This is a genomic window from Pseudomonas sp. Sample_14 (assembly GCF_004307515.1).
Taxonomy (GTDB): Bacteria; Pseudomonadota; Gammaproteobacteria; order Pseudomonadales; family Pseudomonadaceae; genus Aquipseudomonas; species Aquipseudomonas atacamensis.
The window spans coordinates 1-19,799 of the sequence record NZ_RCOC01000073.1 but is presented as its reverse complement, the minus strand read 5'-3'; the positions used below and the strand labels follow the sequence as shown (position 1 = coordinate 19,799).

General features: G+C 63.0%; 22 protein-coding genes. 1 reads left to right on the top strand and 21 read right to left on the bottom strand.

The annotated features are described in order from the left end of the window. Positions 1-15: 15 nt before the first annotated feature. The 20 genes from D8U61_RS17910 to D8U61_RS17815 are packed head-to-tail and all read right to left on the bottom strand — an operon-like array spanning position 16 to position 18,119. Positions 16-1,242, bottom strand: a complete 1,227-nt coding sequence (locus D8U61_RS17910; RefSeq protein ID WP_130927399.1) for a beta-ketoacyl-ACP synthase — start codon at positions 1,240-1,242, stop codon at positions 16-18. Further along, entirely contained in the window at positions 1,242-1,970 is a 729-nt protein-coding gene (gene fabG / locus D8U61_RS17905) for a 3-oxoacyl-ACP reductase FabG (RefSeq protein WP_016772040.1), read from the bottom strand. Before fabG ends, D8U61_RS17910 begins: the two co-directional genes overlap by 1 nt. Then, complete coding sequence (locus D8U61_RS17900) at positions 1,963-2,427, bottom strand: hotdog family protein (protein ID WP_130927398.1); 465 nt, start codon at positions 2,425-2,427, stop codon at positions 1,963-1,965. Before D8U61_RS17900 ends, fabG begins: the two co-directional genes overlap by 8 nt. After that, positions 2,424-3,620, bottom strand: a complete 1,197-nt coding sequence (locus tag D8U61_RS17895; protein WP_130927397.1) for a beta-ketoacyl-[acyl-carrier-protein] synthase family protein — start codon at positions 3,618-3,620, stop codon at positions 2,424-2,426. The genes D8U61_RS17900 and D8U61_RS17895 overlap by 4 nt, the downstream gene beginning before the upstream one ends. Next, positions 3,617-4,228: a hypothetical protein gene (locus tag D8U61_RS17890; protein ID WP_177433345.1), complete on the bottom strand. Its 612-nt coding sequence runs from the start codon at positions 4,226-4,228 to the stop codon at positions 3,617-3,619. The genes D8U61_RS17895 and D8U61_RS17890 overlap by 4 nt, the downstream gene beginning before the upstream one ends. Continuing rightward, entirely contained in the window at positions 4,228-4,953 is a 726-nt protein-coding gene (locus D8U61_RS17885) for a class I SAM-dependent methyltransferase (protein WP_130911767.1), read from the bottom strand. Before D8U61_RS17885 ends, D8U61_RS17890 begins: the two co-directional genes overlap by 1 nt. Continuing rightward, complete coding sequence (locus tag D8U61_RS17880) at positions 4,950-6,197, bottom strand: NAD(P)/FAD-dependent oxidoreductase (protein WP_130927396.1); 1,248 nt, start codon at positions 6,195-6,197, stop codon at positions 4,950-4,952. Before D8U61_RS17880 ends, D8U61_RS17885 begins: the two co-directional genes overlap by 4 nt. After that, positions 6,184-7,347, bottom strand: coding sequence for a sodium:proton antiporter (locus D8U61_RS17875; protein ID WP_130927395.1), 1,164 nt, complete (start codon positions 7,345-7,347; stop codon positions 6,184-6,186). Before D8U61_RS17875 ends, D8U61_RS17880 begins: the two co-directional genes overlap by 14 nt. Continuing rightward, on the bottom strand, positions 7,344-9,674 hold the full coding sequence (locus tag D8U61_RS17870) for an MMPL family transporter (protein ID WP_130927394.1): 2,331 nt from the start codon (positions 9,672-9,674) through the stop codon (positions 7,344-7,346). Before D8U61_RS17870 ends, D8U61_RS17875 begins: the two co-directional genes overlap by 4 nt. Beyond that, positions 9,658-10,260, bottom strand: a complete 603-nt coding sequence (locus D8U61_RS17865) for an outer membrane lipoprotein carrier protein LolA (protein WP_130927393.1) — start codon at positions 10,258-10,260, stop codon at positions 9,658-9,660. The genes D8U61_RS17870 and D8U61_RS17865 overlap by 17 nt, the downstream gene beginning before the upstream one ends. Further along, positions 10,257-10,682: an acyl-CoA thioesterase gene (locus tag D8U61_RS17860; protein WP_130911762.1), complete on the bottom strand. Its 426-nt coding sequence runs from the start codon at positions 10,680-10,682 to the stop codon at positions 10,257-10,259. Before D8U61_RS17860 ends, D8U61_RS17865 begins: the two co-directional genes overlap by 4 nt. Then, a complete protein-coding gene (locus D8U61_RS17855) occupies positions 10,675-12,219 on the bottom strand; it encodes an aromatic amino acid ammonia-lyase (RefSeq protein WP_130927392.1) in 1,545 nt (514 codons plus the stop codon). Before D8U61_RS17855 ends, D8U61_RS17860 begins: the two co-directional genes overlap by 8 nt. Beyond that, the gene (locus D8U61_RS17850; RefSeq protein WP_130927391.1) at positions 12,200-13,147 is read right to left on the bottom strand and encodes a glycosyl transferase; all 948 of its coding nucleotides are present in this window, start codon (positions 13,145-13,147) and stop codon (positions 12,200-12,202) included. The genes D8U61_RS17855 and D8U61_RS17850 overlap by 20 nt, the downstream gene beginning before the upstream one ends. Then, positions 13,144-13,878, bottom strand: a complete 735-nt coding sequence (locus D8U61_RS17845) for a glycosyltransferase family 2 protein (protein ID WP_130927390.1) — start codon at positions 13,876-13,878, stop codon at positions 13,144-13,146. Before D8U61_RS17845 ends, D8U61_RS17850 begins: the two co-directional genes overlap by 4 nt. Further along, on the bottom strand, positions 13,871-15,550 hold the full coding sequence (locus tag D8U61_RS17840; protein ID WP_130927389.1) for an acyl-CoA synthetase family protein: 1,680 nt from the start codon (positions 15,548-15,550) through the stop codon (positions 13,871-13,873). Before D8U61_RS17840 ends, D8U61_RS17845 begins: the two co-directional genes overlap by 8 nt. Continuing rightward, positions 15,547-16,092, bottom strand: coding sequence for a membrane protein (locus D8U61_RS17835; protein ID WP_016772027.1), 546 nt, complete (start codon positions 16,090-16,092; stop codon positions 15,547-15,549). The genes D8U61_RS17840 and D8U61_RS17835 overlap by 4 nt, the downstream gene beginning before the upstream one ends. Then, positions 16,089-16,343 carry an acyl carrier protein gene (locus D8U61_RS17830; protein WP_016772026.1) on the bottom strand — a complete coding sequence of 85 codons (255 nt, stop codon included), beginning with the start codon at positions 16,341-16,343 and terminating at the stop codon, positions 16,089-16,091. The genes D8U61_RS17835 and D8U61_RS17830 overlap by 4 nt, the downstream gene beginning before the upstream one ends. Before the next feature lie 9 nt (positions 16,344-16,352). After that, the gene (locus tag D8U61_RS17825; RefSeq protein ID WP_016772025.1) at positions 16,353-16,628 is read right to left on the bottom strand and encodes a phosphopantetheine-binding protein; all 276 of its coding nucleotides are present in this window, start codon (positions 16,626-16,628) and stop codon (positions 16,353-16,355) included. Beyond that, entirely contained in the window at positions 16,606-17,418 is an 813-nt protein-coding gene (locus tag D8U61_RS17820) for a lysophospholipid acyltransferase family protein (RefSeq protein ID WP_110602643.1), read from the bottom strand. Before D8U61_RS17820 ends, D8U61_RS17825 begins: the two co-directional genes overlap by 23 nt. After that, a complete protein-coding gene (locus tag D8U61_RS17815; protein WP_125917460.1) occupies positions 17,394-18,119 on the bottom strand; it encodes a beta-ketoacyl synthase chain length factor in 726 nt (241 codons plus the stop codon). Before D8U61_RS17815 ends, D8U61_RS17820 begins: the two co-directional genes overlap by 25 nt. A 356-nt stretch (positions 18,120-18,475) precedes the next feature. On the opposite strand from D8U61_RS17815, the gene D8U61_RS17810 reads away from it, so the two are divergent. Continuing rightward, positions 18,476-19,246, top strand: coding sequence for a ParA family protein (locus tag D8U61_RS17810; protein ID WP_024011296.1), 771 nt, complete (start codon positions 18,476-18,478; stop codon positions 19,244-19,246). Positions 19,247-19,378: 132 nt separating this feature from the next. Here D8U61_RS17810 and trxC read toward each other — a convergent pair. After that, positions 19,379-19,799 (bottom strand): thioredoxin TrxC (gene trxC / locus D8U61_RS17800; RefSeq protein ID WP_130927388.1); only part of this gene is annotated, 421 nt, incomplete at its 5' end.

Sequence of the window (19,799 nt, the reverse complement as noted above, 5' to 3'; positions counted from 1 at the left end):
CCTGGATTGATTCGGTTATGCCCAGCGGCGGAAGATCAACGAAGTGTTGACGCCACCGAAAGCGAAATTGTTGTTCATCACGTAGTCGTGATGCATCTGACGAAACTCGCCGCGCAGGTAATCGAGCTTGCCGCAGTGCGGGTCGACCTCGTCGAGGTTGAAGGTGTGCACATAGCGGTCGCTGTTGAGCATCTCGATGCTGAACCATGATTCCAGTGCACCGCAGGCGCCGAGGGTGTGGCCGAGGAAACTCTTCTGCGAACTGATCGGCATGTGTTCGCCGAACAGGCTGCTGGTGGCCAGCGTTTCGGCGATGTCGCCCTGTTCGGTGGCGGTGCCGTGGCCGTTCACATAGCCGATGGCGTCCGGGGTGAGGCCGGCATCTTCCAGGGCCAGCTCCATGGCGCGGCGCATCGTGAGCTGTTCCGGGCGGGTGGTGTGCTGGCCGTCGGCGTTGCTGCCGAAACCGACGATTTCCGCGTGAATTTGCGCGCCACGGGCGAGGGCGTGCTCCAGCTCCTCAAGCACGAGCATGCCGCCACCTTCACCAATCACCAGACCGTCGCGGCCCTTATCGTACGGGCGAGGGCTGGTCTGGGGTGCATCATTTTTCAGGCTGGTGGCGTAGAGCGCGTCGAACACCATGGCTTCGGTCGGGCAGAGTTCTTCCGCGCCGCCGGCGAGCATCAATGGCAGGCGGCCGAACTTGATTGCCTCATAGGCGTAGCCGATGCCCTGGCTGCCGCTGGTGCAGGCGCTGGACGTCGGAATCAGGCGGCCGGTGAGGCCGAAGAAAATGCTGATATTGGCGGCGGTGGTGTGCGGCATCATCCGCACATAGGAGTTGGCGTTGAGGCCCTCGGCCACCGAGTTGAGCAGCATGTTGCCGAACGCTTTGATTTCGTCAGTGCTGCCCGTGGACGAACCACAAGCGACGCCCATGCGCCCGTCCTTGATCGATTCGTCACCGAGCAGGCCAGCATCGGCCAGAGCCCTTTCTGCTGCGCCGACCGCCAGTCGCGAAACCCGGCCCATGCTGCGCAATTGCTTGCGGGTCCAGTGCGACGGTACGAGAAAGTCATCGATAGGCCCGGCCAGACGCGTGTTCAGCTCAGTGAAGCGATCCCACTCGTCCATGCGACGAATGCCGCTGCGATTGGCCGCGAAATTGCCGGCAATGGTCGGCCAGTCGCTGCCCAGCGAGGTGATGCCGGCCATGCCGGTGACGACGACGCGCTTCATCAGCACAGGCCTCCGTTGACCGCCAGCACCTGGCGGGTGATGTACGAGGCTTCCGCCGACATCAGGAAATTCACCGCAGCGGCCACTTCCTCAGGGGTGCCCATGCGTTGCGCGGGGATCATTTTCATCAGTTCCTCCACCGGCACGTTTTCGTCGAGCATGGCCGTGTCGATCAGGCCAGGGGCGACGCAGTTAACCGTAATTTTGCGCTTGCCCAGCTCGATCGCCAACGCCTTTGCGGCACCGATTACGCCGGCCTTCGAGGCGCTGTAATTGACCTGGCCACGGTTGCCGATCAGGCCCGATACCGAGGTGATGCAGACGATGCGCCCGGCGGCGCGACGACGGATCATCGGCATCATCACCGGGTGCAGAACGTTGTAGAAACCGTCGAGGTTGGTGCGCAGGACCACGTCCCAATCGTCATCGCTCAGCGCCGGAAACGCGCCGTCGCGGGTCAGCCCGGCGTTGAGCACCACGCCGTAATAGGCACCGTGATTTTCGACATCGGCTTCGAGAATGCTTTTACAGGTTTCACGGTCGGCGACGTCGAATTGCAGGATGCGCGCGCGGCGGCCCAGTGCTTCGATTTCGGCCTGCACCGCTTGGGCTTCGGTCATGCCGCTGCGGCAATGCAGGACGATGTCGTGCCCGGCTTGCGCCAGACGCAAGGCAATGGCGCGGCCGATGCCACGGCTGGAGCCGGTGACCAGTACGGATTCAGTCATCGTGCGACTCCTTTGTCTGTTGCAGATATTGGTTGGCTTGCGGCGGACGGAACACGTTCAGGCGGGCGCTGGCATGAATGCCGTCACCGTGGATGTGACATTCGAATACGCCCATGCCGTTGTCGTCTTCCAGTGAGCGCAGGCCGTGGATGGTCAGCTCGCTGCCGGGCGCAAAGGCTTCGACGTTGCACTCGAATTTGCGCGTGCCGAGGAGAAAGCCGAGCTCCGGCGGATTGCCTTTTTGCCGGGCGTGGCAACCGGCGAAAGCGGCGACGCTCTGCGCCATCAGCTCGACGCCGACCCACGCCGGCAGGCTGCCGTCGGGCAGGTTGAACAGGCCATCGGGCTTGACCGTCAGGCGGGTAAAAATCTGCTCATCGTCAAAGCGCTCGATGGCGTCGATCTGGATCATGTCGCCGGCATGCGGCAGCAGTTCGGCGAGCGGCCAGTGGCTCATGGTGCGTCTCCGATAATCAGGCTGACGTTGTTGCCGCCGAAGGCAAACGAGTTGCTCATCAGGTAGCGCGGTGCAATGGACGTCAGGCGTTCGCTCGCGGTCACCCACTTGAGTGGCGGCAGCGCGGGATCGGCCTGGCCGTCCCAGATGTGTGGCGGCAACGCCTGTTCAGGGTTGTCGGCACTCAGGCTGAGCCAGCAGAACGCCGCTTCCAGCGCGCCAGCCGCGCCAAGAGTGTGGCCGGTCAGCGGCTTGGTTGACGAGCAGGCGACGCCTTGGGGAAACAGCGCCGCGACCGCCAGGCTTTCCATGGCGTCGTTGTGCTGGGTCGCGGTGCCGTGCAGGTTCAGGTAGTTGATTTGCCCGGCTTGCAGATGCGCGCGGCCAAGAGCTTTGTGCATCGCTTGCAGAGCGCCGCGACCGCTCGGCTCCGGTGCGGAAATATGGTGCGCATCCGAGCTGGCGCCGGCGCCGAGCAAGGCGATTCCCGGGCCTTCGCCGCGCTGTTTGCTCATCACGAATAGCACCGCTGCCTCGCCGATATTGATGCCTTTGCGGTTGGCGGAAAACGGATTGCAGCGTTCATCTGAAACGGCTTCCAGCGAAGAGAAACCGTTCAGCGTGAGCTTGCACAGACTGTCGACGCCGCCGCACAGTACCGCGTCGCACAGGCCCAGATCGAGCAGGCGCTGGGCGCTCATCAGCGCGCGGGCGCTGGAGGTACAGGCGGTGGAAATCACGTAGACCGGGCCGCTCAGTTGCAGCCATTCGGCGAGAAAATTCGCCGGGGCGCCGAGTTCCTGCTGGCGATAGTCGTACTCGCGAGGAAATTGCTGTTCGCGGATGTAATGCGCCAGACCCCGGCTGGCCTCGTCGATACCCGAGGTGCTGGTGCCTAGCACCACGCCTATGCGCTCGCGGCCGAAGGTCTGGATCGCACGATCGATGTCGGCTCGAATCTGCAGCGCGGCTTCCAGCAGCAGCTGATTGTTGCGACTGCTGTGCTCGATCAGTTCGGCCGGGATCGGCGCTAATTCACCGTGTACGCCGGCCACAGGCAGCTCACGTTCGGCGACCCAGCCGGACTCGCGGCGCATGCCCGAACAGTCGCCGGCAAACAGATTGCGCGCGACTTCAGACTTGTCGCGGCCCAAAGCGCAGATCACGCCGAGGGCATTCAGGTAAGCGGTCATGGCGTCGATTCACCTAACTGGGAAACGCGATAGTGCGGGCCTTGGGGCAGATTCAATTGAAAGCTCAACGGTTGTGAATAGCGGATGTTCCAGCGCGCCGGCAGTGAACGCTGATCGGCCTGTTGCCGGGCGTCGGGATAATTGCGCAGCAGTTCGGCGGAAGGCGTCAAAGCGAACAGCAATGCGGCGAACAGCTCCCGCGCTTCCGGGTTCGGCGGCAGCAGACCGTCGGCCTGCCAATGCCCGTCGATCAGTTGCTGGCGGGCCTGTGGAATGCCCAGCGGATCCATCATCGACCAGCGCGTGCCGGCGCCTTCACGCTGGATCACCAGCAGCCAGTCCTGACGCTGCCCGGCCTGCTCGCGTTCGATGTGCAGTTGCAGCGGCAGAGGCAGCGTCGGGTTGGCCGCTGGTAGCGGTGCCTGGCTGGCGCAGGCACTTAACAGCAAGGCTGACAAAACGATCGCCAGCCACCCAGCAATCCCTGTGGGAGCGAGCCTGCTCGCGAATGCAATCTGACATTCGCCACCTTTGCTGACTGATACACCGCTTTCGCGAGCAGGCTCGCTCCCACAGGGTTTCAGGTGTTCAGATCGATAGCCGTACATCAGACAGATTCCTGCAATGGCTTTCGCGCGACGACATTCACCAGCGTCTCTTCACGCTCACCGAATGGCTTGGGTTTGCTCAACCCCAGCCGCTCCAGCAAACCAAAATCCTTCGACCGACTCCACCACAGATACGGGTAGGACACATTGCGCTCGGCAAACTCGAAACCCTGCTCGCGGATCATCTGCAGATAGCCGGCGGCGCTCTTCTGTACGTGCATCGGATGGCGGAACAGCCAGCGAATCACCCAGGTATCAATGTAAGCCTCGGTGGACTCGGCGAACAGCAGATAGCCGCCCGGTTTCAGCACGCGGTAGAACTCGGCCAAGGCCTTTTCCTGCTCGACCAGATGGTGGAACGTCTGGTGACAGAACAGCAGGTCGACGCTGGCATCGGCGACGTTGAGCGTGGCGCAATCGCTGCCGATCAACTCGACTGGCATGCCCAGGCGCGTGGCCTCTTCGGCGCTGAGTTGCAGGCTGTGCGGGTCGGCGTCGACGCCGATCAGTCGCTGCGGGGCAAAGGTCTGGCGCAGGTGGCCGAACGACTTGCCCTGACCGCAACCGGCGTCCAGCAGCACCGGGTGTTCCGGCAGCGCTTCACTGAACAAGCCACGCAAATCGTTGATCGCCACGCGCAGCACATGGTGCTGCCAGGTGTGGCTGCGCAGGAACCAGAGACCGAAGCGGGTTTCCTCGACGTAGCTGTCGCTCAGGTAATTCATGGGGTGTCCTGCGCGCAGAGTTGGGAAATCATCTTCAGCCGGCGCCGCGCTTCGCTGACAAACGGGTTGCGCTCGTCCCAGGCGTAACCGGCGAGGATCGAACAGATCATCCGGCGAATTTCCGCCTGGCTGTCCTCGTAGAAAATCACGTCCTGGAAGGTGCCGGCGTACCAGCCTTCGACGTAGCAGCGGAAGGTATCGACGCCGCGTTTCAACGGCTCGGCAAATTCGCTTTGCCAGTCCACCGTTTCACCCTGCAACTGACGGTGCAGCACACCAGCGGCCATGCTCGCCGAACGCATGGCGATGGTCACGCCGGAGGAGAACACCGGATCGAGGAATTCTGCGGCGTTGCCCAGCAGCGCGAAGCCCGGGCCATGCAGGGTTTTCACATTGGCTGCGTAGCCGCCGAGGGTGCGCGCCGGGGTGTCCCAGACCGCGTTGTTCAGAACCCCGGCGAGGCTTGGCGTCTCGGCGATAAAACTGCGCAGGCAGGCATCCAGGTCGCTGTCGCGGCCCTGAAAATGGTCCTCAGCAGCCACCACGCCCACCGAGCAGCGGCCGTTGCTGAACGGGATGGTCCAGAACCACACATCGCGATGCTCGGGATGGGTGGTGACGAGGATCTTTTCACGGTCGAACGCCGGATTGTCGATGTGATCTTCGACATGGGTGAACACGGCCTGACGCACCGGGAAATTCGAAGGTGCTTCGAGGTCGAGCAAGCGCGACAGCACGCGGCCGTAGCCGCTGGCGTCCAGGACGAAATCGGCTTCGACGCGGTACTCGCTGCCGTCTTCGCGACGCACATCAAGGAGTGGTTTCACCTGATCGAAATCGACGCTGACGATCGCATCGCCATAGCGGATTTCCGCGCCTTGCAGTGCCGCTTGATCGGCCAGCAACTTGTCGAAATCGGCGCGCTGCACCTGGAACGTGGTCGGCTTGCCGGCGGTGAAGGTGTCGCCAAAATCGAAGGCGCTGTAGCGCTCGCCCCAGGCAAACGCCGCGCCGGTCTTGCGCTGGAACCCGGCGGCGTTGACGGCGTCGAGCATGCCGGCTTCTTCGACGAAATCCAGGCAGTGGCTGAGCAGGCTTTCGCCAATGGAGAAGCGCGGGAAGTGCTGGCGCTCGAGCACCAGCACATCGTGGCCCTTGCGCTTGAGCAGGGCAGCGGCGATAGCGCCGGACGGGCCGGCACCGATGATCACGACCTGACGGGATTCCATTTCAACGATTGGCACGTGAGCTCCGGGGCAGAGGACTGTTCAGATTCAGGGGCGCGCGATGCAGGCCGATCAGGGCCGGCAGCAGCGTCGCGATCAGGCCCATCAGCATCAGCGCGAAATACAGCGCCGGGGTGATGAGCTGTTGTTGCAATAGCAGATTGAGAAAGACGATTTCGCTCAGGCCGCGAATGTTCAGCAGCACGCTTTCGCGCCAGCGGCTGGCGCCAGCGAACGAGGCGCCCGCCCAACCGAGGCCGAGCCAGTTGCCCAGCAGTTTACTGACAATCGGCAACAGCAGCAGCGCCGCCCACTGCCCGGCGTCGAGGCTGGCGAGGGCGCTGTGCACGTCGATCTGGACGATGCCGAACGTGAGGATCAGCGGGATCGCGATCCACGTCTGCAAGCGGCTCATCCAGCGTGCCGGCAACGGCAGCACCAACGGCACTTTCAGCAGCGCCATGCACAGCAGATAGCCGATGCCGAAAATCAGCGCGTTGAGTTTGTAATGCTCGGCCATCACCAGCAACGCGAAGAAGCCGAGGCTGTAGGTCAGCGGGCGACGCACGCGCAGCAGGTGCAAAAGCAGCGGCACGCCGGCCATGACCACGGGCAGCAACAGGCTGCTCAAGTGCAGGCTGCCTTGGGCGAGGCCGAACAGCGTCCAGCAGGTCAGATCGATAAGGATCGCGGTTTGCACCAGACGCCGTGTGGCAGCGGGCGGGTAATCGATGTGGCGCAAATACAGGTACAACACCGGGATCGCCGTTATGGCGAAGACCAGTCCGATCGCCAGTGCGTTGAGCCACGGCTGCGCTGGCAGCAACCAGTACGCAACCGCCAGCCCGCAAGCGAACGGCACAGCGAAACTCGGCACAGCTATTTTCACGCTCTGGCGATCCAGACGCAGATCGATGACATCGCTGAGGATATGCCCGAGCAGCAAGGCGAAACTCAGGCTGTAGAGGTTTTTCAACCAGTCCGGGGCGATCAGTTGTGCGCCGCTGAGCTGCCAGCCCGGTTCGATCCAGAAATACATCAGCAACGGCAAACCGAAGCTCGCCAGCAGTAACTGGCTGACGATCGGAATCAGGCCGAAGTGACGGCCGACCCGGGTCGCCAGGGCAAACAGCGCCAAGGCCAGCAACCAGAAGCCGAAGACCATCATGCCGCTGGCTCCGCAACCGGTTCATGGCGCCCGGCCCACGGTGCGAGCATGAAGCTGAACGCCAGACCGAGGCTTACCGACAGGCCGAAATTGCTCACCGCCGGCGTACTGGAGACCGCCAGCAGGCCGAACGACAGCCACGTCGTCACGGCTGCGAGCAAGGTGCCGAGCAGACTTACCGCCGCGCCGCCCACCTGTTCGCGCATGAGGATTGCGTAATCGACGCTGATTGCCGTCACCAGCAACAGGCCGAACAGGCTGAACAGGGTCAGCGGCTGACCGAGCCAGCCAAGGCTGGCCAGACTGCATAGCGCCGCCAGCAGTGGCAGGGCGACGATGCGCAGTGCGCCAGTCAGGCCGAACGGGAGCATCAGCACCAGCACGATCAACACGCAGGAGGCCAGTTTCAGTTCGGCGGCGCTGATCTGCGTGGCGGCAAACACCTTGTTCAGGTCACCGAGGCGATCGACCAGCACCACTCCCGGCAAGTCCAGTGCCTGCACCCGCAGCAATGACGGATTGTTCAAGCCCTGCAGGCTGGTGATTGCTGCGACGCCGTCTTCAGTCGGTCCAAGCCACAGTGTCCGATACGGCTCGCCGAGCGGGCCGGCCAGCGCGGCGTCGATGTCTTCGGCGGGCAGGGTCTGCAATTGCCGCAATTCGTTTTGCAACGCCGTCACTGGCACGCCGAGATCGAGCAGCGGTTGCCAGAATGACGGCAGCCTGTTCAGTGATTCGCGAACTTGCTGTTGCTGGCTCGGCGCGCTGACCAGTTGATCGAGGGCCAGATAGCCTTGCAGTTTGTCGAGGTTGACCAGTTGCTGCAGGCGCTCGCTCAGCGCTGCCTGGCGCTCGAGCAATTGCTCCTGATTGGCCGCGCGGATCAGGAAGAACTGGCTGGTCGGTTGATACCCGGTGATGCGCGCGATGGTCTGCGCTTCGTCGGTCAGGTGCTGCGGCGCGCCGACCCATTGGCGGATATCGTTTTTGCTCTGCAACTGCATCAGGCCGCCGACGCAGAAGGCGATCAGCAGGGCCAGCAGCGCGGGCGTGCGAATGCAACCGAGCAGCGCCTCACGCAGATGAATCAGGCGTTCGGCCAGGCGCAGCGGCCATTGCGCCGGGCGCAGTTGGACATTTTTCAGCAGCGCCGGCAGCAGGCAGACCGCCGACAGATACGCACCGAGCAAGCCGGCAGCGGAGAACACCGCGATCTGCGTCAATGCCGGGAACGGCGTCCACGCCAGCGCCAGATAGCCGATGACGCTGGTGATCAGGCTCAGGGTCAGCCCCGGCAACGTCAGGCGCAGGGCCGGCCAGCTGCGCCACGGCTTGAGGCTCCAGCTCTTGGACAGATAGTGCAGCGGGTAATCGACGGCGACGCCGATCAGACTCGAACCGAGCACCAGCGTCATCACATGCATGTGGCCGAACAGCGCCACGCAGGCCACCGCGCCGAACAGCATGCCGACCAGCACCGGCACAAACGCCAGCAGCACGCCCCAGCGGCGAAACGCCAACAGCAGCAACAGCAGAATGCCGACCGTCGCGCCACCGCCGACCCAGGTCATTTCGCGGGTGGCTTGTTGCTGGCCGTTGGCGGCGTAGAGCAGGCCACTGGCGGCGAGCAACTGCACGCCGCTTTGCGCCGCTTGCTCGCGGCTGTGCTGGAGCAGCTCTGCCACCTGCAACGGCAGGTTCATGTCGAAGGCGTTGCCGGTGGTGCGCGCACGCAGCATCACCCAGCTCTTGCCGTCGGCCTCGGCGACCAGTGCGCCGCTGCCAATGTCCAGTTGCACTGCGCCATGTTTCGGCTGGCTGTTCTGGATGCGCCCGGTCAGGCCCAGCCAGTCGTCCTGGCTCGGCACCAGGGTGAAGCCGTTGAACGGATCGAACAGCGCCTGCACCCGCTGCTGGATGAACGCGTCGGGGTGCTCGCTGAGTAGCTGCCGATCATGCGCCGAGAGCATCGCCAAACGCCCTTGCAGCAATTGCTTGCGCAGCGCCGGCAAGTCGGCTTGCAGGTTCCATTGCACGGTTTCGAACAGACCGCTGGCCTGCCATTGTTCGCCCAGTTGCTGGGCCATGGTCAGCGCTTGCTGGCGATCGGCGTGGCCGACCAGCACCAGCATTTCGCGATTGAGCGGTTCTTGCATGCGCTGTTCGGCGCGCACTTCCAGCGCGTCTGGACTGGTCCCGGGTACCAGCTCCATGAGATTGGCCGACAGCGGCGCACCGTCGCGCCACTGCCAGGCAGCCAGCGCGACGACGGCCAGCAGCAGGCTCAGAAACAGCCAAGGCAGCCTGCGTTCACTCGGCAAAGTCATGTTGCTCCGCTTCACTCAGGGGTTGCTCGGCCGTGCTGTCCTGCATGCGCAGCAGGGTGCTGTCGCCCTGGGTTTCCAGCAGCTCGATGGTTTGCACAAGGGCGCCGCCATCGATATTGATCTGCTTGAACACTTGCTTGAGCAGCATCGAACGCGGCGTCAGAGTCAGTTGCCACTGCTGCGCCGTGCCGCTCAGGGCCAGTTCGAAATCCCGCTGCAAACCGCTGCTGTCACCTTGCAGCACGGCGAGGAACAAACGGTTCTGCTCGGCGCCGGCGCTCTTGTTCGGCAGCAGTTGCCAGCCGTTGCTGTCACGGCGGGCGATGCCATTGGCGGTGATGCGGTAATCCTGTTGCAGCGGAGTTTTCAACAGCCACAGCAAGCCATGATTTTTCGCGAGGACGAAGCTGCCCTTGCTGATCAGCGGCTGCGTCAGGGCGCGCAGGTGTTTTTCCTGAATGAACTGGCCGTGGATAACATCCGGTTTCGCCAGTTGCTCACTCAGTTGTTGCAGGTCGAAGGCATTGGCCCATGACGACACGGCCAGCAGCGTCAGTGCGCCAAGGCTTCTGAAAAACACATTCATCGCAGCATCCTTTCCACGGCATCGGTGAAGACTTTGGGTGAAGCCAGTTGCATCTCGCGGCTGCTGACTTCGACAGCGACCTGCACGGAGCTTGCGCGGGTCAGACGTTCGCCGGTCTGCAGGTCGGTGATCAGATAGTTGATCTTCAGACGGTTTTCCCACTCGATCAGGCTGGCGCGCACGTTCAGCCGCTGGCCGAACACCGCGCTGCGCACGTAGCGCAGTTGCAGGTCGATGATCGGCCAGGCGTAACCCGACTCGACCATGTGCGTGTAGTTATGGCCGATCTTGTCCAGCAGCGCGCAGCGCGCGACTTCGAGGTATTTGACGTAGTGGCCGTGCCAGACCACGTGCATGGTGTCGACGTCGAAAAACGGCACGAGAATCTCGGTATCGGCGTGAAGCACTCCGGCACTACGCATGCAGCCTCCAGTGTTGCGCGGCGATGCGTTGCAGGCACAGGCGCAGTTCGCCTTCCAGCGCACGGTCTTCGATGACCGGCGGGAAGTCTTTGCCGAGTTCTTCGTGCATCGCCGCCAGTGCTGGCGGCAGCGGGCGCGCACCGGTGGCTTGAGCGCGCAGCCACACGCCCTGATTGGCGGCGAGCAGGGTTGCGGCGGCGACCTGTTCGGTCAGCTCCAGCACGCGAATCGCATCACGGGCGGCGATGGTGCCCATGCTCACCTTGTCCTGGTTGTGGCATTCGGTGGAGCGCGAGAACACGCTGGCCGGCATGGTGTTTTTCAGCGCTTCGGCGGTCCAGGCACTGGTGCCGATCTGCACCGCCTTGAAGCCGTGATTGATCATGGCCCGATCGGCTGGCGCGCCGGAGAGGTTGCTCGGCAAGCCATGGTTGTAGCGCTCGTCGACCAGCAACGCCAATTGCCGATCGAGCAGATCGGCGACGTTGGCCACGAGATTTTTCAGGCTGTCCATGGCGAACGCAATGTGCCCGCCGTAGAAGTGCCCGCCATGCAGAACGCGCTCGGCTTCGGCATCGATGATCGGGTTGTCGTTGGCGCTGTTCAGCTCGGTTTCGATGAAGCCGCGCAGCCAGTTCAGGCTGTCGGCCAACACGCCGAGTACATGTGGCGCGCAACGCAGCGAGTAACGATCCTGCAGACGATGCAATGGCGCGGTTGGCGCGTCGATCGCCAGATCCTTGCGCAACCACGCGGCGACCTGCATCTGTCCCGGGTGCGGTTTGGCGGCGAACAGACGTTCGTCGAAGTGCTCCGGATTGCCTTGCAGCGCGACGACGTTGAGCGCGGTAATGCGCGTGGCCAGTTGCAGCAGATAATCGGCGCGAGCGAAGGCGAGACAGGCGAGGCCGGTCATCACCGCCGTGCCGTTCATCAGCGCCAGCGCCTCTTTCGGGCGCAGCACCAGCGGCGTCCAGTCGAGCTCGCGATGCACGTCGGCAGCCTGACGACGTTCGCCACGGAACATCACTTCGCGCTCGCCGGACAGGGTTGCGGCGACATAGGACAGCGGCGTCAGATCGCCGCTGGCACCCACCGAACCCTCTTCGGGAATCAACGGCAGGATGTCGTATTCGAGAAACGCATGCAGACGCTCGAGCAGTTCGACGCGCACCCCGGAAACGCCGTGACACAACGACTGCAAACGCGCCGCCAGCACCGCGCGGGTTGCCTGCGCGTCGAGCAGTTTGCCCAGGCCGCAACCATGAAAAGTGTAGAGATGACGCGGCAGCGCCTCGACGTGATGCAGCGGCACCGCGACCACGCAGGAATCGCCGTAACCGGTGGTGACGCCGTAGATCACACCTTCCTTGTCCAGCAGCGAATCGAGAAACCGCGCGCCCTTGGCGATGCGCTCGCGATAGTCGGCGTCAGCCTGCAATTGCACGGGCGCCTGACGGTTGGCCAGGGCCAGCACGTCTTCGATGCGCAAAGGGCGTTCGCCGAAGGTTACCGGCTCATGGGTTGGCGTCGTCATCGGTCTTCCAGAAAGGGTAAAAGTTGAACCATTGCTGCGGGGCTTCGAGGCAATAGTGACTCAGGCGCTGCGCGTAGCGGCTGGCCCACTGATGAATGACCTGCTCGCGCTCGCGGCGTGTCCACACCACCGCGTCGGCGAACGGTTCGAGATTCAGGCGATAGTGGCCGTCGGGTTGCTTGAGGCACATCAGCAGATTGACCGGACACTTGAGCAGGCCGGCCAGCAACCACGGGCCTTGCGGAAATGGCGCCGGATGGCCGAGAAAATCCACCGTCACGCTGCGCCCACCGTGCAGTGGCACGCGGTCACCGGCAATCGCCAGCCACTCGCCGCGTTCCAGCCGTTCATGCAGTTGCAGCATGATCACCGGGTCGAGTTCGCTGACCTGAATCAGGCGCAGATTGGTCGCCCCGGCCTCGCCAAGCAAGCGGTTGAATTGCTCGGCGTGCTTGGTGTGCACCAGCACGTTCATGGTGACCTTTTCGCCGATCTCCGCCAGCGCCCGGCAGACTTCGAGATTGCCCAGATGTGCGCCGACCAGCAGTTGCCCGCGACTGCCGCGCAACTGCTTGCGCAGCAGCGCCGGGTCGATGATTTCGATCTGCTCGATGCTCAGCTTGCCGTTCCACACATCGAGCTTGTCGAGCAGCGAATCGGCAAAGGTCATGAACTGGCCGAACACCCGCCAGTGGCTCGGGCGCAGGTCGTCGCGCCGGCTCCATTCGGCCAGCCGCTGCTGGTACTGCCAGGCACTGCGCCGGGCGATGCGGCCGAACAGGAAGAAATACAGCACGATGCCGTACAGCAACGGACTGAGCAGGCGCCGGCCGAGGACTTTGGCGGCGAACGCGGTGAATTTCATCAGCAGGAAACTGCCGCGCTCTTCGCGGTCGGCCCAGTGCTTCTTGTCGACTTCTTCGCTCATGGTTTCCACCGCCGCCAGAGGATCACCGGCCAACGCAGCAACATGCCGAAGAACAGCCGCGTGTGCATGCTGGAAATCAGCGCGTTGTCGTGGAACAGGCGAAAGTGCGATACACCGTCCAACGGGTAATGCACGCTGGTCTGCAGCCAGCGCATCGGCTGATTGCGCCAGGCCAGACGCACGAGGATGTCCGAGTCGAAATCCATGCGTTTGCCGACTTTCGCCGAGTCAATCACCGCCAGAGTCGGCGCCAACGGATAAACACGGAAGCCGCACATCGAATCGCGAATCTGCAACGACAGGGTGTTGATCCACACCATCACGTGGGTCAGGTAGCGCGCGTACAAACGCCCTTTCGGCACGCTCTCGTCGAACAGCGGATAGCCGCAGATCATCGCCTCGGGATGGGCGCGGGATTCGCCGACGAAGCGCGCGACGTCGTGCAAATCGTGCTGGCCGTCGGCATCGACCTGCAAGGAATGGCTGTAGCCCAGACGCGAGGCTTCGCGCAGGCCGGTCATCACCGCGCCGCCCTTGCCCTGATTGGCCGTCAGGCGCACCAGAAAAACCCTGTCGCGCTCGGCCAGTGCGTCGAGCACCCGCGCGCAGGACGGCTCGCTGGCGTCGTCCACCAGAATGCACGGCAGACCTTGTGCGAGCAGGGCATCGACCACGGTGGTGATCGCGGTTTCATGGTTGTACACCGGGATTACGGCGCAGGGGTTATGCATGGGCAGGCCCTAGGAGAATGCGTCCGCTGGAACACGTCGCCGTGTCATTGCGATAAGCGAAATACAACTTGCCGCGCTCGGCATCGAAACGCAGATGCAGCTGGATTTCATCACCCGGGCGCACCAGTTGCTGGAATTTCAGCACTTCCATTCCGGCAAACGCGCCGTCCAGCTTCAGCAACTGCCGACCCAGATTCAGCGCCCATTCCACCTGCACCACCCCGGGCAAAACCGGTGCCTTGGGAAAGTGTCCGCTGAAGTAGGCCAGATCCGGCGGCACGCTGAGTTGCAGGCTCCATTCGCCGTCGCTTGCGCTCTGCTCCAGCACTTCGGGGGCTTTCGGCCGTGCGGCCAGCAGCAGCGCTTCGACGTCGGCTTGCGCCAGTTTGCTTTGGCTGTTCAACGGCATTTGCCGCAGCAGGCGCCAGCGTCGGGGCAGGGCGAGGGCTTCGCAATGTTGGCTCAGATGTTTGCGCAGGGTTTCGGTCAGGCCACGGCGGCCGTGCTCGCGCAGGGCGAACAGGCCCGATTCGCTGAGCACCAGCAGCGCACCGAGCGAGGCGCGGTTTTCCTGAACCACACCGAGGCGCGCCTCGGCGACCCAGTCATGGGCTGCCAAGGCCTGCTCAAGCATCGGCAGCGAGATGCGTTTTTCTTCCAGTTTGACGATGCGGTCCAGTCGCCCCAGCAGTTCGAAGCGACCATCGGCGGCAATGCGCGCGGCATCGGCGCTGTGTTCGACATGGCCGGCGGGCAGGTAAGGCGAGGCGATCAGCAGGGCGCCGTCGCTGTCCTCGCTCAGTTCGACGCCGGCAAACGGTTGCCACAACGACTCGCCCTGACGCCAGGCGATGCCGCCGGTTTCCGAGCTGCCGAGGATTTCCGTCGGCCATTGCTGTAAGCGCTGTTGCAGGCTTTGCGCCGCTTCCGGCGGTAACGCGCCCCCGGAGGAAAACACCCGGCGCACCGCGCTCAGGGCCGGCCAGTCGAGGTTGTCGCCCATGCGCTTGAGCAGCGCCGGGCTGGCGACCCAGGCGAAGGCCGGGTATTCGCGGCTGGCGCGTTGCAAGTCTTCGGAGAACGCCAGTTGCCGGCGCACGAACGGACGCCCGGCGCACAATGGCCACAACACGCGAAACAGCAGGCCATAGATGTGTTGCGTGGCGACACTGCCGATGATGCAGGCTTCGCCGAGGTCTGCGCCCCACAACTGCTCCAGCGCTTCGACCTCGTTGGCCAACTGGCGCAAGGTCTTGTCGATGCGCTTGGGTTCGCCGCTGGAGCCGGAAGTGCACAGGCTCAGGCGGCATTGATCGAGATCCAGTTCTGCACCGGGCAGGCCGAGCTGAGTGAAGTCGTGCAACTGGGCGTCGCCGGGTTGATCGGTCAGCCATAGATCGACTTCCTGCGACCAGCGCTGACGCGTCTGCGCTTGCAGATCCGCCGGCAGCAACACGCTGACGCCGGCACGCCAGGCACCGAGCAGGGCGATGGCAAGGTCGGCGGCATCTTCCAGATGCACGGCCAGGCTTTTCACGCCTCGGCTTTGCAGACCCGCGGCGACGCTCAAGGCCTGCGCTCGCAGTTGCGTGTGATTGAGGGCCGGCGCCTGGCAGATCGCCCGTGCCGGCAATGCCTTGAGCAACAGCTGCTCAAGTTTTATCCAATTCATGTACGGCCTCTTACCCGTTGTCGTATCAGCCATTCAATGGCAAACATCAGGCCGATCAATCCGTAGGAGATCAGGCCGGTGTACAACATCCACCAATCCAGCGGCGCCCACAGGGTGAGGAGGGCGGCGCACAAACCGTTGCAGAAGAAAAACACGCTCCAGGCCAGCGTGACCTTGCGTGTGTAGCGAATGGCAACCTCCGGCAGTTCCGGCTCGCGCAAGCGCGCCAGACGCTCGACCATTGGCGGGCCGTATTTCAGGCTGGCGCCGAACAGCACCAGCATGAATGCGCTGATCAGCACCGGGTACCAGCGCAGCAGCTGCGGGCTGTCGAACACCGCCAGCAGCAGGCAGAACACCATCGCCACGCACGCCATCCACAGGCTGCCGGGCTTGCGTTCGCCGGTCAGAGCGCGCGCCAGCCACAGGCTGCCCAGCAGCAGTGCAAATTGCCACGGGGCGAAATGCTCCATGCCGAAATACACCGCAAAGGGGTACAGCAGACCGGCCAGCAGCAGGCCCAGGCCGATCAGTCGGCTCATGCGGCCGGTTGAACCAGACGGAACACCGCCTCGACCACGTCTCCGACGGTGCGCACCGATTTGAATTCTTCGGCGGCGATTTTCTTGCCGGTCTGGCGTTTGATGTGATCGATCAGGTCAACCGCATCGATGCTGTCGATTTCCAGATCCTGATACAGATTGGCGTCCATGCTTACGCGGGCCGGATCCAGCTCGAACAGCTCGACCAGGGCATCGCGCAGGGTGTTGAAGATATCGTCACGAGTTTGCATGGTCCGGTCTCAAGCTGCCTGTTTTGCCGTGACGAATGCCGCAAGGCTGGCCACGTTGGTGAAATGGTTGCGGGTGTCTTTGGCATCGGCGTCGATCTTGATGCCGTATTTTTTCTGGATCGCCAGGCCCAGTTCCAGCGCGTCCACGGAGTCCAGGCCGAGGCCTTCGCCGAACAATGTCTGCTCGTCGCCGATGTCCTCGGGGCTGATGTCTTCGAGGCCCAAGGCGTCGATGATCAGCAGTTTGATGTCACGCACCAGGCTAGCGGTGTTCTGATCGCTCATCTGCGGCGAGCTCCTTAATAAAATAGTCATGCAAATAATCGTTGAGCTTGCGCGAGGCCTGCGGTGCGGGGCCTTGCGCGGCGAAGGTCTGTGGGTCTATATCGGCCCCCACGCGAAAACTGAAGTGCACGCGGCGATGGGGGATGCGATACCACGGCTCGGCTTTGGTCAGGGTGGTCGGGCTGACCTTGATGATCACCGGGGTAACGATTTTCGCACCGCGCAGGGCAATTGCCGCCGCGCCCCGATGAAAGGCCGGCGCCTGCCCCGGCTGAGTGCGGGTGCCTTCGGGGAAGATGATCAGAGTCTGGCCGTCCTGCAACGACTGCGCGGCTGCGTCGAGCATGTCCATGCTGCCGTCGTTGCTGATGTACTCGGTGCGGCGCAGCGGCCCACGAGTGAACGGGTTTTCCCAAAGGGTTTTCTTCACTACGCAATTGGCGTGGCGCACCAGACCGATGAGAAACACCACATCGATCAGCGACGGGTGGTTGGCGATGATCATCTGCCCCGGTCGGCCGAGGCGCTCGGCACCCTCGATGTTGTAAGTGAGCACGCCGGTGCGGGCCATGAAACGCACGAAAAACCAGAACAAGCGACTGACCGTACGCCGCGCGCGCAGGCGATGGACCAGCGCGTCACCGGGCAGGCAGCCGAGCAGCGGAAATACCAGCAGGCGCAGACACAGCCCGCCGAGCCCGAACAAGGCGAAGCTCGCAGCAGTGGCCAGCAGCCGCCAGTAGTAGGCGTCGCGGTGTTTGGCCGTCACGGGTTGCGATGCCAGGTCCATACACGATTTTTCCACGCATGTTGGCAGTCAGGTTGCTGGCCGAGCAGGGTTCGCAGCAGGTTGAGCGCGTGCGGCCAGTGCGCCTTGGACCGGGTTTCGGTGCTGCTGTTCAGGGTCAGCCGCCAGTCGGTACCGGGCGTGAGCAATAAACCCAGCGCGTAAGGGAATGGCACGTCATCGACCCACTGCGAATACGCCTCGGGCGGTTGCTCTTCGGTGATCACCAGCAGCACGGCCGGGGCGCCTTCTTCGAGCAGTGCGGCTGCTTCAAGCATGCCGTGTTCAAGGCCATCGCCAGCCGCCGCGAGGGCGGTCATTTCGCTGGTTTCACCGCGCATGATCGACCACAAACCGATGATCGCGTTATGCACTGAAAGGCTGAATTGGGTCGGCGACAAGGGCTGTTCGGTGGCCAGATCGCGGAGGATTTCAAACGTGCGTGGGGTTTCGCCGTGCCGCGAGACGAACACCAGCGGCAGATGGTCCCGGCCTTCGGCCAGCGGCCAGCCAACGCTGAAGGCCATCCGCGCCAGGCGGCTGAGGCGACGGCGTTGCATGGCCGGCAGAAACGACACATCGGGCGCGGCATCACTGCTCTGCAGCACGACCGGTTGTCGGCTCCAGGCCTGCCAGGCGTCCACGCTGTCGAGCCCCGGGGCCCACGCGCGCCATTGGGCGATGTTGAAGTTGATCACGGACATTCATCCCGCCCCTGCGGGCTTTCGTTGACGCGTTGAGTCGCCAGCGCCGCAGCAGGCTTGGCTTGGCGCAGGGCGCCGGGTGGCGCGCATTATCCCGGTGCGACGGGTGTGTAGCAAATGTTGGTTACATTTTGCCCAACAAAATGTACCGAGCGGTTCGCTGCATGGCTATCACTTGGCCATTATCCAGATTTGACGCGGCGTGTCTGTCAGGTGTCTCTGCGATGGCTGGCGGTTTTTTCCATGCCTGGGCGTCGGTTTTTACACCTGACGACGTAGTCCATGTCCGTGAAGGTAGCGAAGCGCGGTCACCGCCAACTACACTCGGTCATTCTTTGATACACGGAGGTTTGGTCATGCGGCGCGTGGTGTTCAATCAGAAAGGTGGCGTGGGCAAATCCAGCATCGCCTGCAATCTGGCGGCGGTCAGCGCCAGCGAGGGTTATCGCACGTTGTTGGTAGACCTCGATGCCCAGGCCAATTCCACTCAGTATCTGACCGGTCTCACCGGCGACGATATCCCGATGGGTATCGCTGACTTCTTCAAACAGACGCTGTCCTCCGGGCCGTTCTCGAAAAAGAATCAGGCGGACATCTATGAAACGCCGTTCGACAACCTGCACATCATTACCGCCACCGCCGAACTGGCCGACCTGCAGCCCAAGCTCGAGGCGAAACACAAGATCAACAAGCTGCGCAAGTTGCTGGACGAATTGTCCGAGGACTACGACCGAATCTATCTCGACACCCCGCCAGCACTGAATTTCTACGCGGTATCGGCGCTGATTGCCGCGGATCGAGTATTGATCCCCTTCGACTGCGACAGCTTTTCACGTCAGGCCCTGTACGGACTGATCGCCGAGATCGAAGAGTTGAAGGATGACCACAACGAAGGGTTGGAAGTCGAAGGCATCGTGGTCAATCAGTTCCAGGCGCGGGCCAGCCTGCCGCAGCAGATGCTCGATGAGTTGATCGCCGAAGGCTTGCCGGTATTACCGGTGTATCTGAGCAGTTCGGTGCGCATGCGCGAGTCGCACCAAGCGAGCATGCCGCTGATCCACCTCGATCCACGGCACAAGCTGACCCAGCAGTTTGTGGAACTGCACAATCTGCTGGAAGACCACTGATTCCCCGACTCACACGCAAATCTCCTGTGGGAGCGAGCCTGCTCGCGAAGAGGCCGGCACATTCAACATCGGCGCTGAATGATCGACCGCCTTCGCGAGCAGGCTCGCTCCCACAGGGTGGTCTGTGTTGGGTCAGATGCCTTGGCTACGCAGCCACGCCATCAACTGCGGCAATGGAAACGCACCGCTCTGCCGCGCCACTTCCTTGCCGTTTTTAAACAGAATCAGACTCGGAATCGAGCGAATCCCCAACTGCGCCGACAACTGCTGATTCGCTTCGCTGTCGAGCTTGGCCAGCCGACACTTGCCCGCCAGCTGCGCCGCAGCCTGTTCGAACACCGGCGCAAACGACTTGCACGGCCCGCACCAGTCCGCCCAGACATCCACCAGTAACGGCAGATCGCCCTTGATCTGACTGGCGTAATCGCCTTGCTTGAGTTCGAAAGGCTTGCTCAACAGCACCGCAGATTTGCAGCGTCCGCACTTGGGTTGATCGGCGAGACGCTCGGCTGGAATGCGGTTGACGCCGTTGCAGGAGGGGCAGGGGATGAGG

Coding starts and splice junctions, on each gene's coding strand:
- D8U61_RS17900 (WP_130927398.1), bottom strand. CDS start 2,427: ATGAGCCACTGGCCGCTCGCCGAACTGCTGCCGCATGCCGGCGACATG.
- D8U61_RS17885 (WP_130911767.1), bottom strand. CDS start 4,953: ATGAATTACCTGAGCGACAGCTACGTCGAGGAAACCCGCTTCGGTCTC.
- D8U61_RS17910 (WP_130927399.1), bottom strand. CDS start 1,242: ATGAAGCGCGTCGTCGTCACCGGCATGGCCGGCATCACCTCGCTGGGC.
- D8U61_RS17825 (WP_016772025.1), bottom strand. CDS start 16,628: ATGAGCGATCAGAACACCGCTAGCCTGGTGCGTGACATCAAACTGCTG.
- D8U61_RS17875 (WP_130927395.1), bottom strand. CDS start 7,347: ATGATGGTCTTCGGCTTCTGGTTGCTGGCCTTGGCGCTGTTTGCCCTG.
- D8U61_RS17890 (WP_177433345.1), bottom strand. CDS start 4,228: ATGTACGGCTATCGATCTGAACACCTGAAACCCTGTGGGAGCGAGCCT.
- D8U61_RS17830 (WP_016772026.1), bottom strand. CDS start 16,343: ATGCAAACTCGTGACGATATCTTCAACACCCTGCGCGATGCCCTGGTC.
- D8U61_RS17840 (WP_130927389.1), bottom strand. CDS start 15,550: ATGAATTGGATAAAACTTGAGCAGCTGTTGCTCAAGGCATTGCCGGCA.
- D8U61_RS17865 (WP_130927393.1), bottom strand. CDS start 10,260: ATGAATGTGTTTTTCAGAAGCCTTGGCGCACTGACGCTGCTGGCCGTG.
- D8U61_RS17815 (WP_125917460.1), bottom strand. CDS start 18,119: ATGTCCGTGATCAACTTCAACATCGCCCAATGGCGCGCGTGGGCCCCG.
- D8U61_RS17810 (WP_024011296.1), top strand. CDS start 18,476: ATGCGGCGCGTGGTGTTCAATCAGAAAGGTGGCGTGGGCAAATCCAGC.
- fabG (WP_016772040.1), bottom strand. CDS start 1,970: ATGACTGAATCCGTACTGGTCACCGGCTCCAGCCGTGGCATCGGCCGC.
- D8U61_RS17820 (WP_110602643.1), bottom strand. CDS start 17,418: ATGGACCTGGCATCGCAACCCGTGACGGCCAAACACCGCGACGCCTAC.
- D8U61_RS17850 (WP_130927391.1), bottom strand. CDS start 13,147: ATGAGCGAAGAAGTCGACAAGAAGCACTGGGCCGACCGCGAAGAGCGC.
- D8U61_RS17870 (WP_130927394.1), bottom strand. CDS start 9,674: ATGACTTTGCCGAGTGAACGCAGGCTGCCTTGGCTGTTTCTGAGCCTG.
- D8U61_RS17860 (WP_130911762.1), bottom strand. CDS start 10,682: ATGCGTAGTGCCGGAGTGCTTCACGCCGATACCGAGATTCTCGTGCCG.
- D8U61_RS17835 (WP_016772027.1), bottom strand. CDS start 16,092: ATGAGCCGACTGATCGGCCTGGGCCTGCTGCTGGCCGGTCTGCTGTAC.
- D8U61_RS17895 (WP_130927397.1), bottom strand. CDS start 3,620: ATGACCGCTTACCTGAATGCCCTCGGCGTGATCTGCGCTTTGGGCCGC.
- D8U61_RS17845 (WP_130927390.1), bottom strand. CDS start 13,878: ATGCATAACCCCTGCGCCGTAATCCCGGTGTACAACCATGAAACCGCG.
- D8U61_RS17855 (WP_130927392.1), bottom strand. CDS start 12,219: ATGACGACGCCAACCCATGAGCCGGTAACCTTCGGCGAACGCCCTTTG.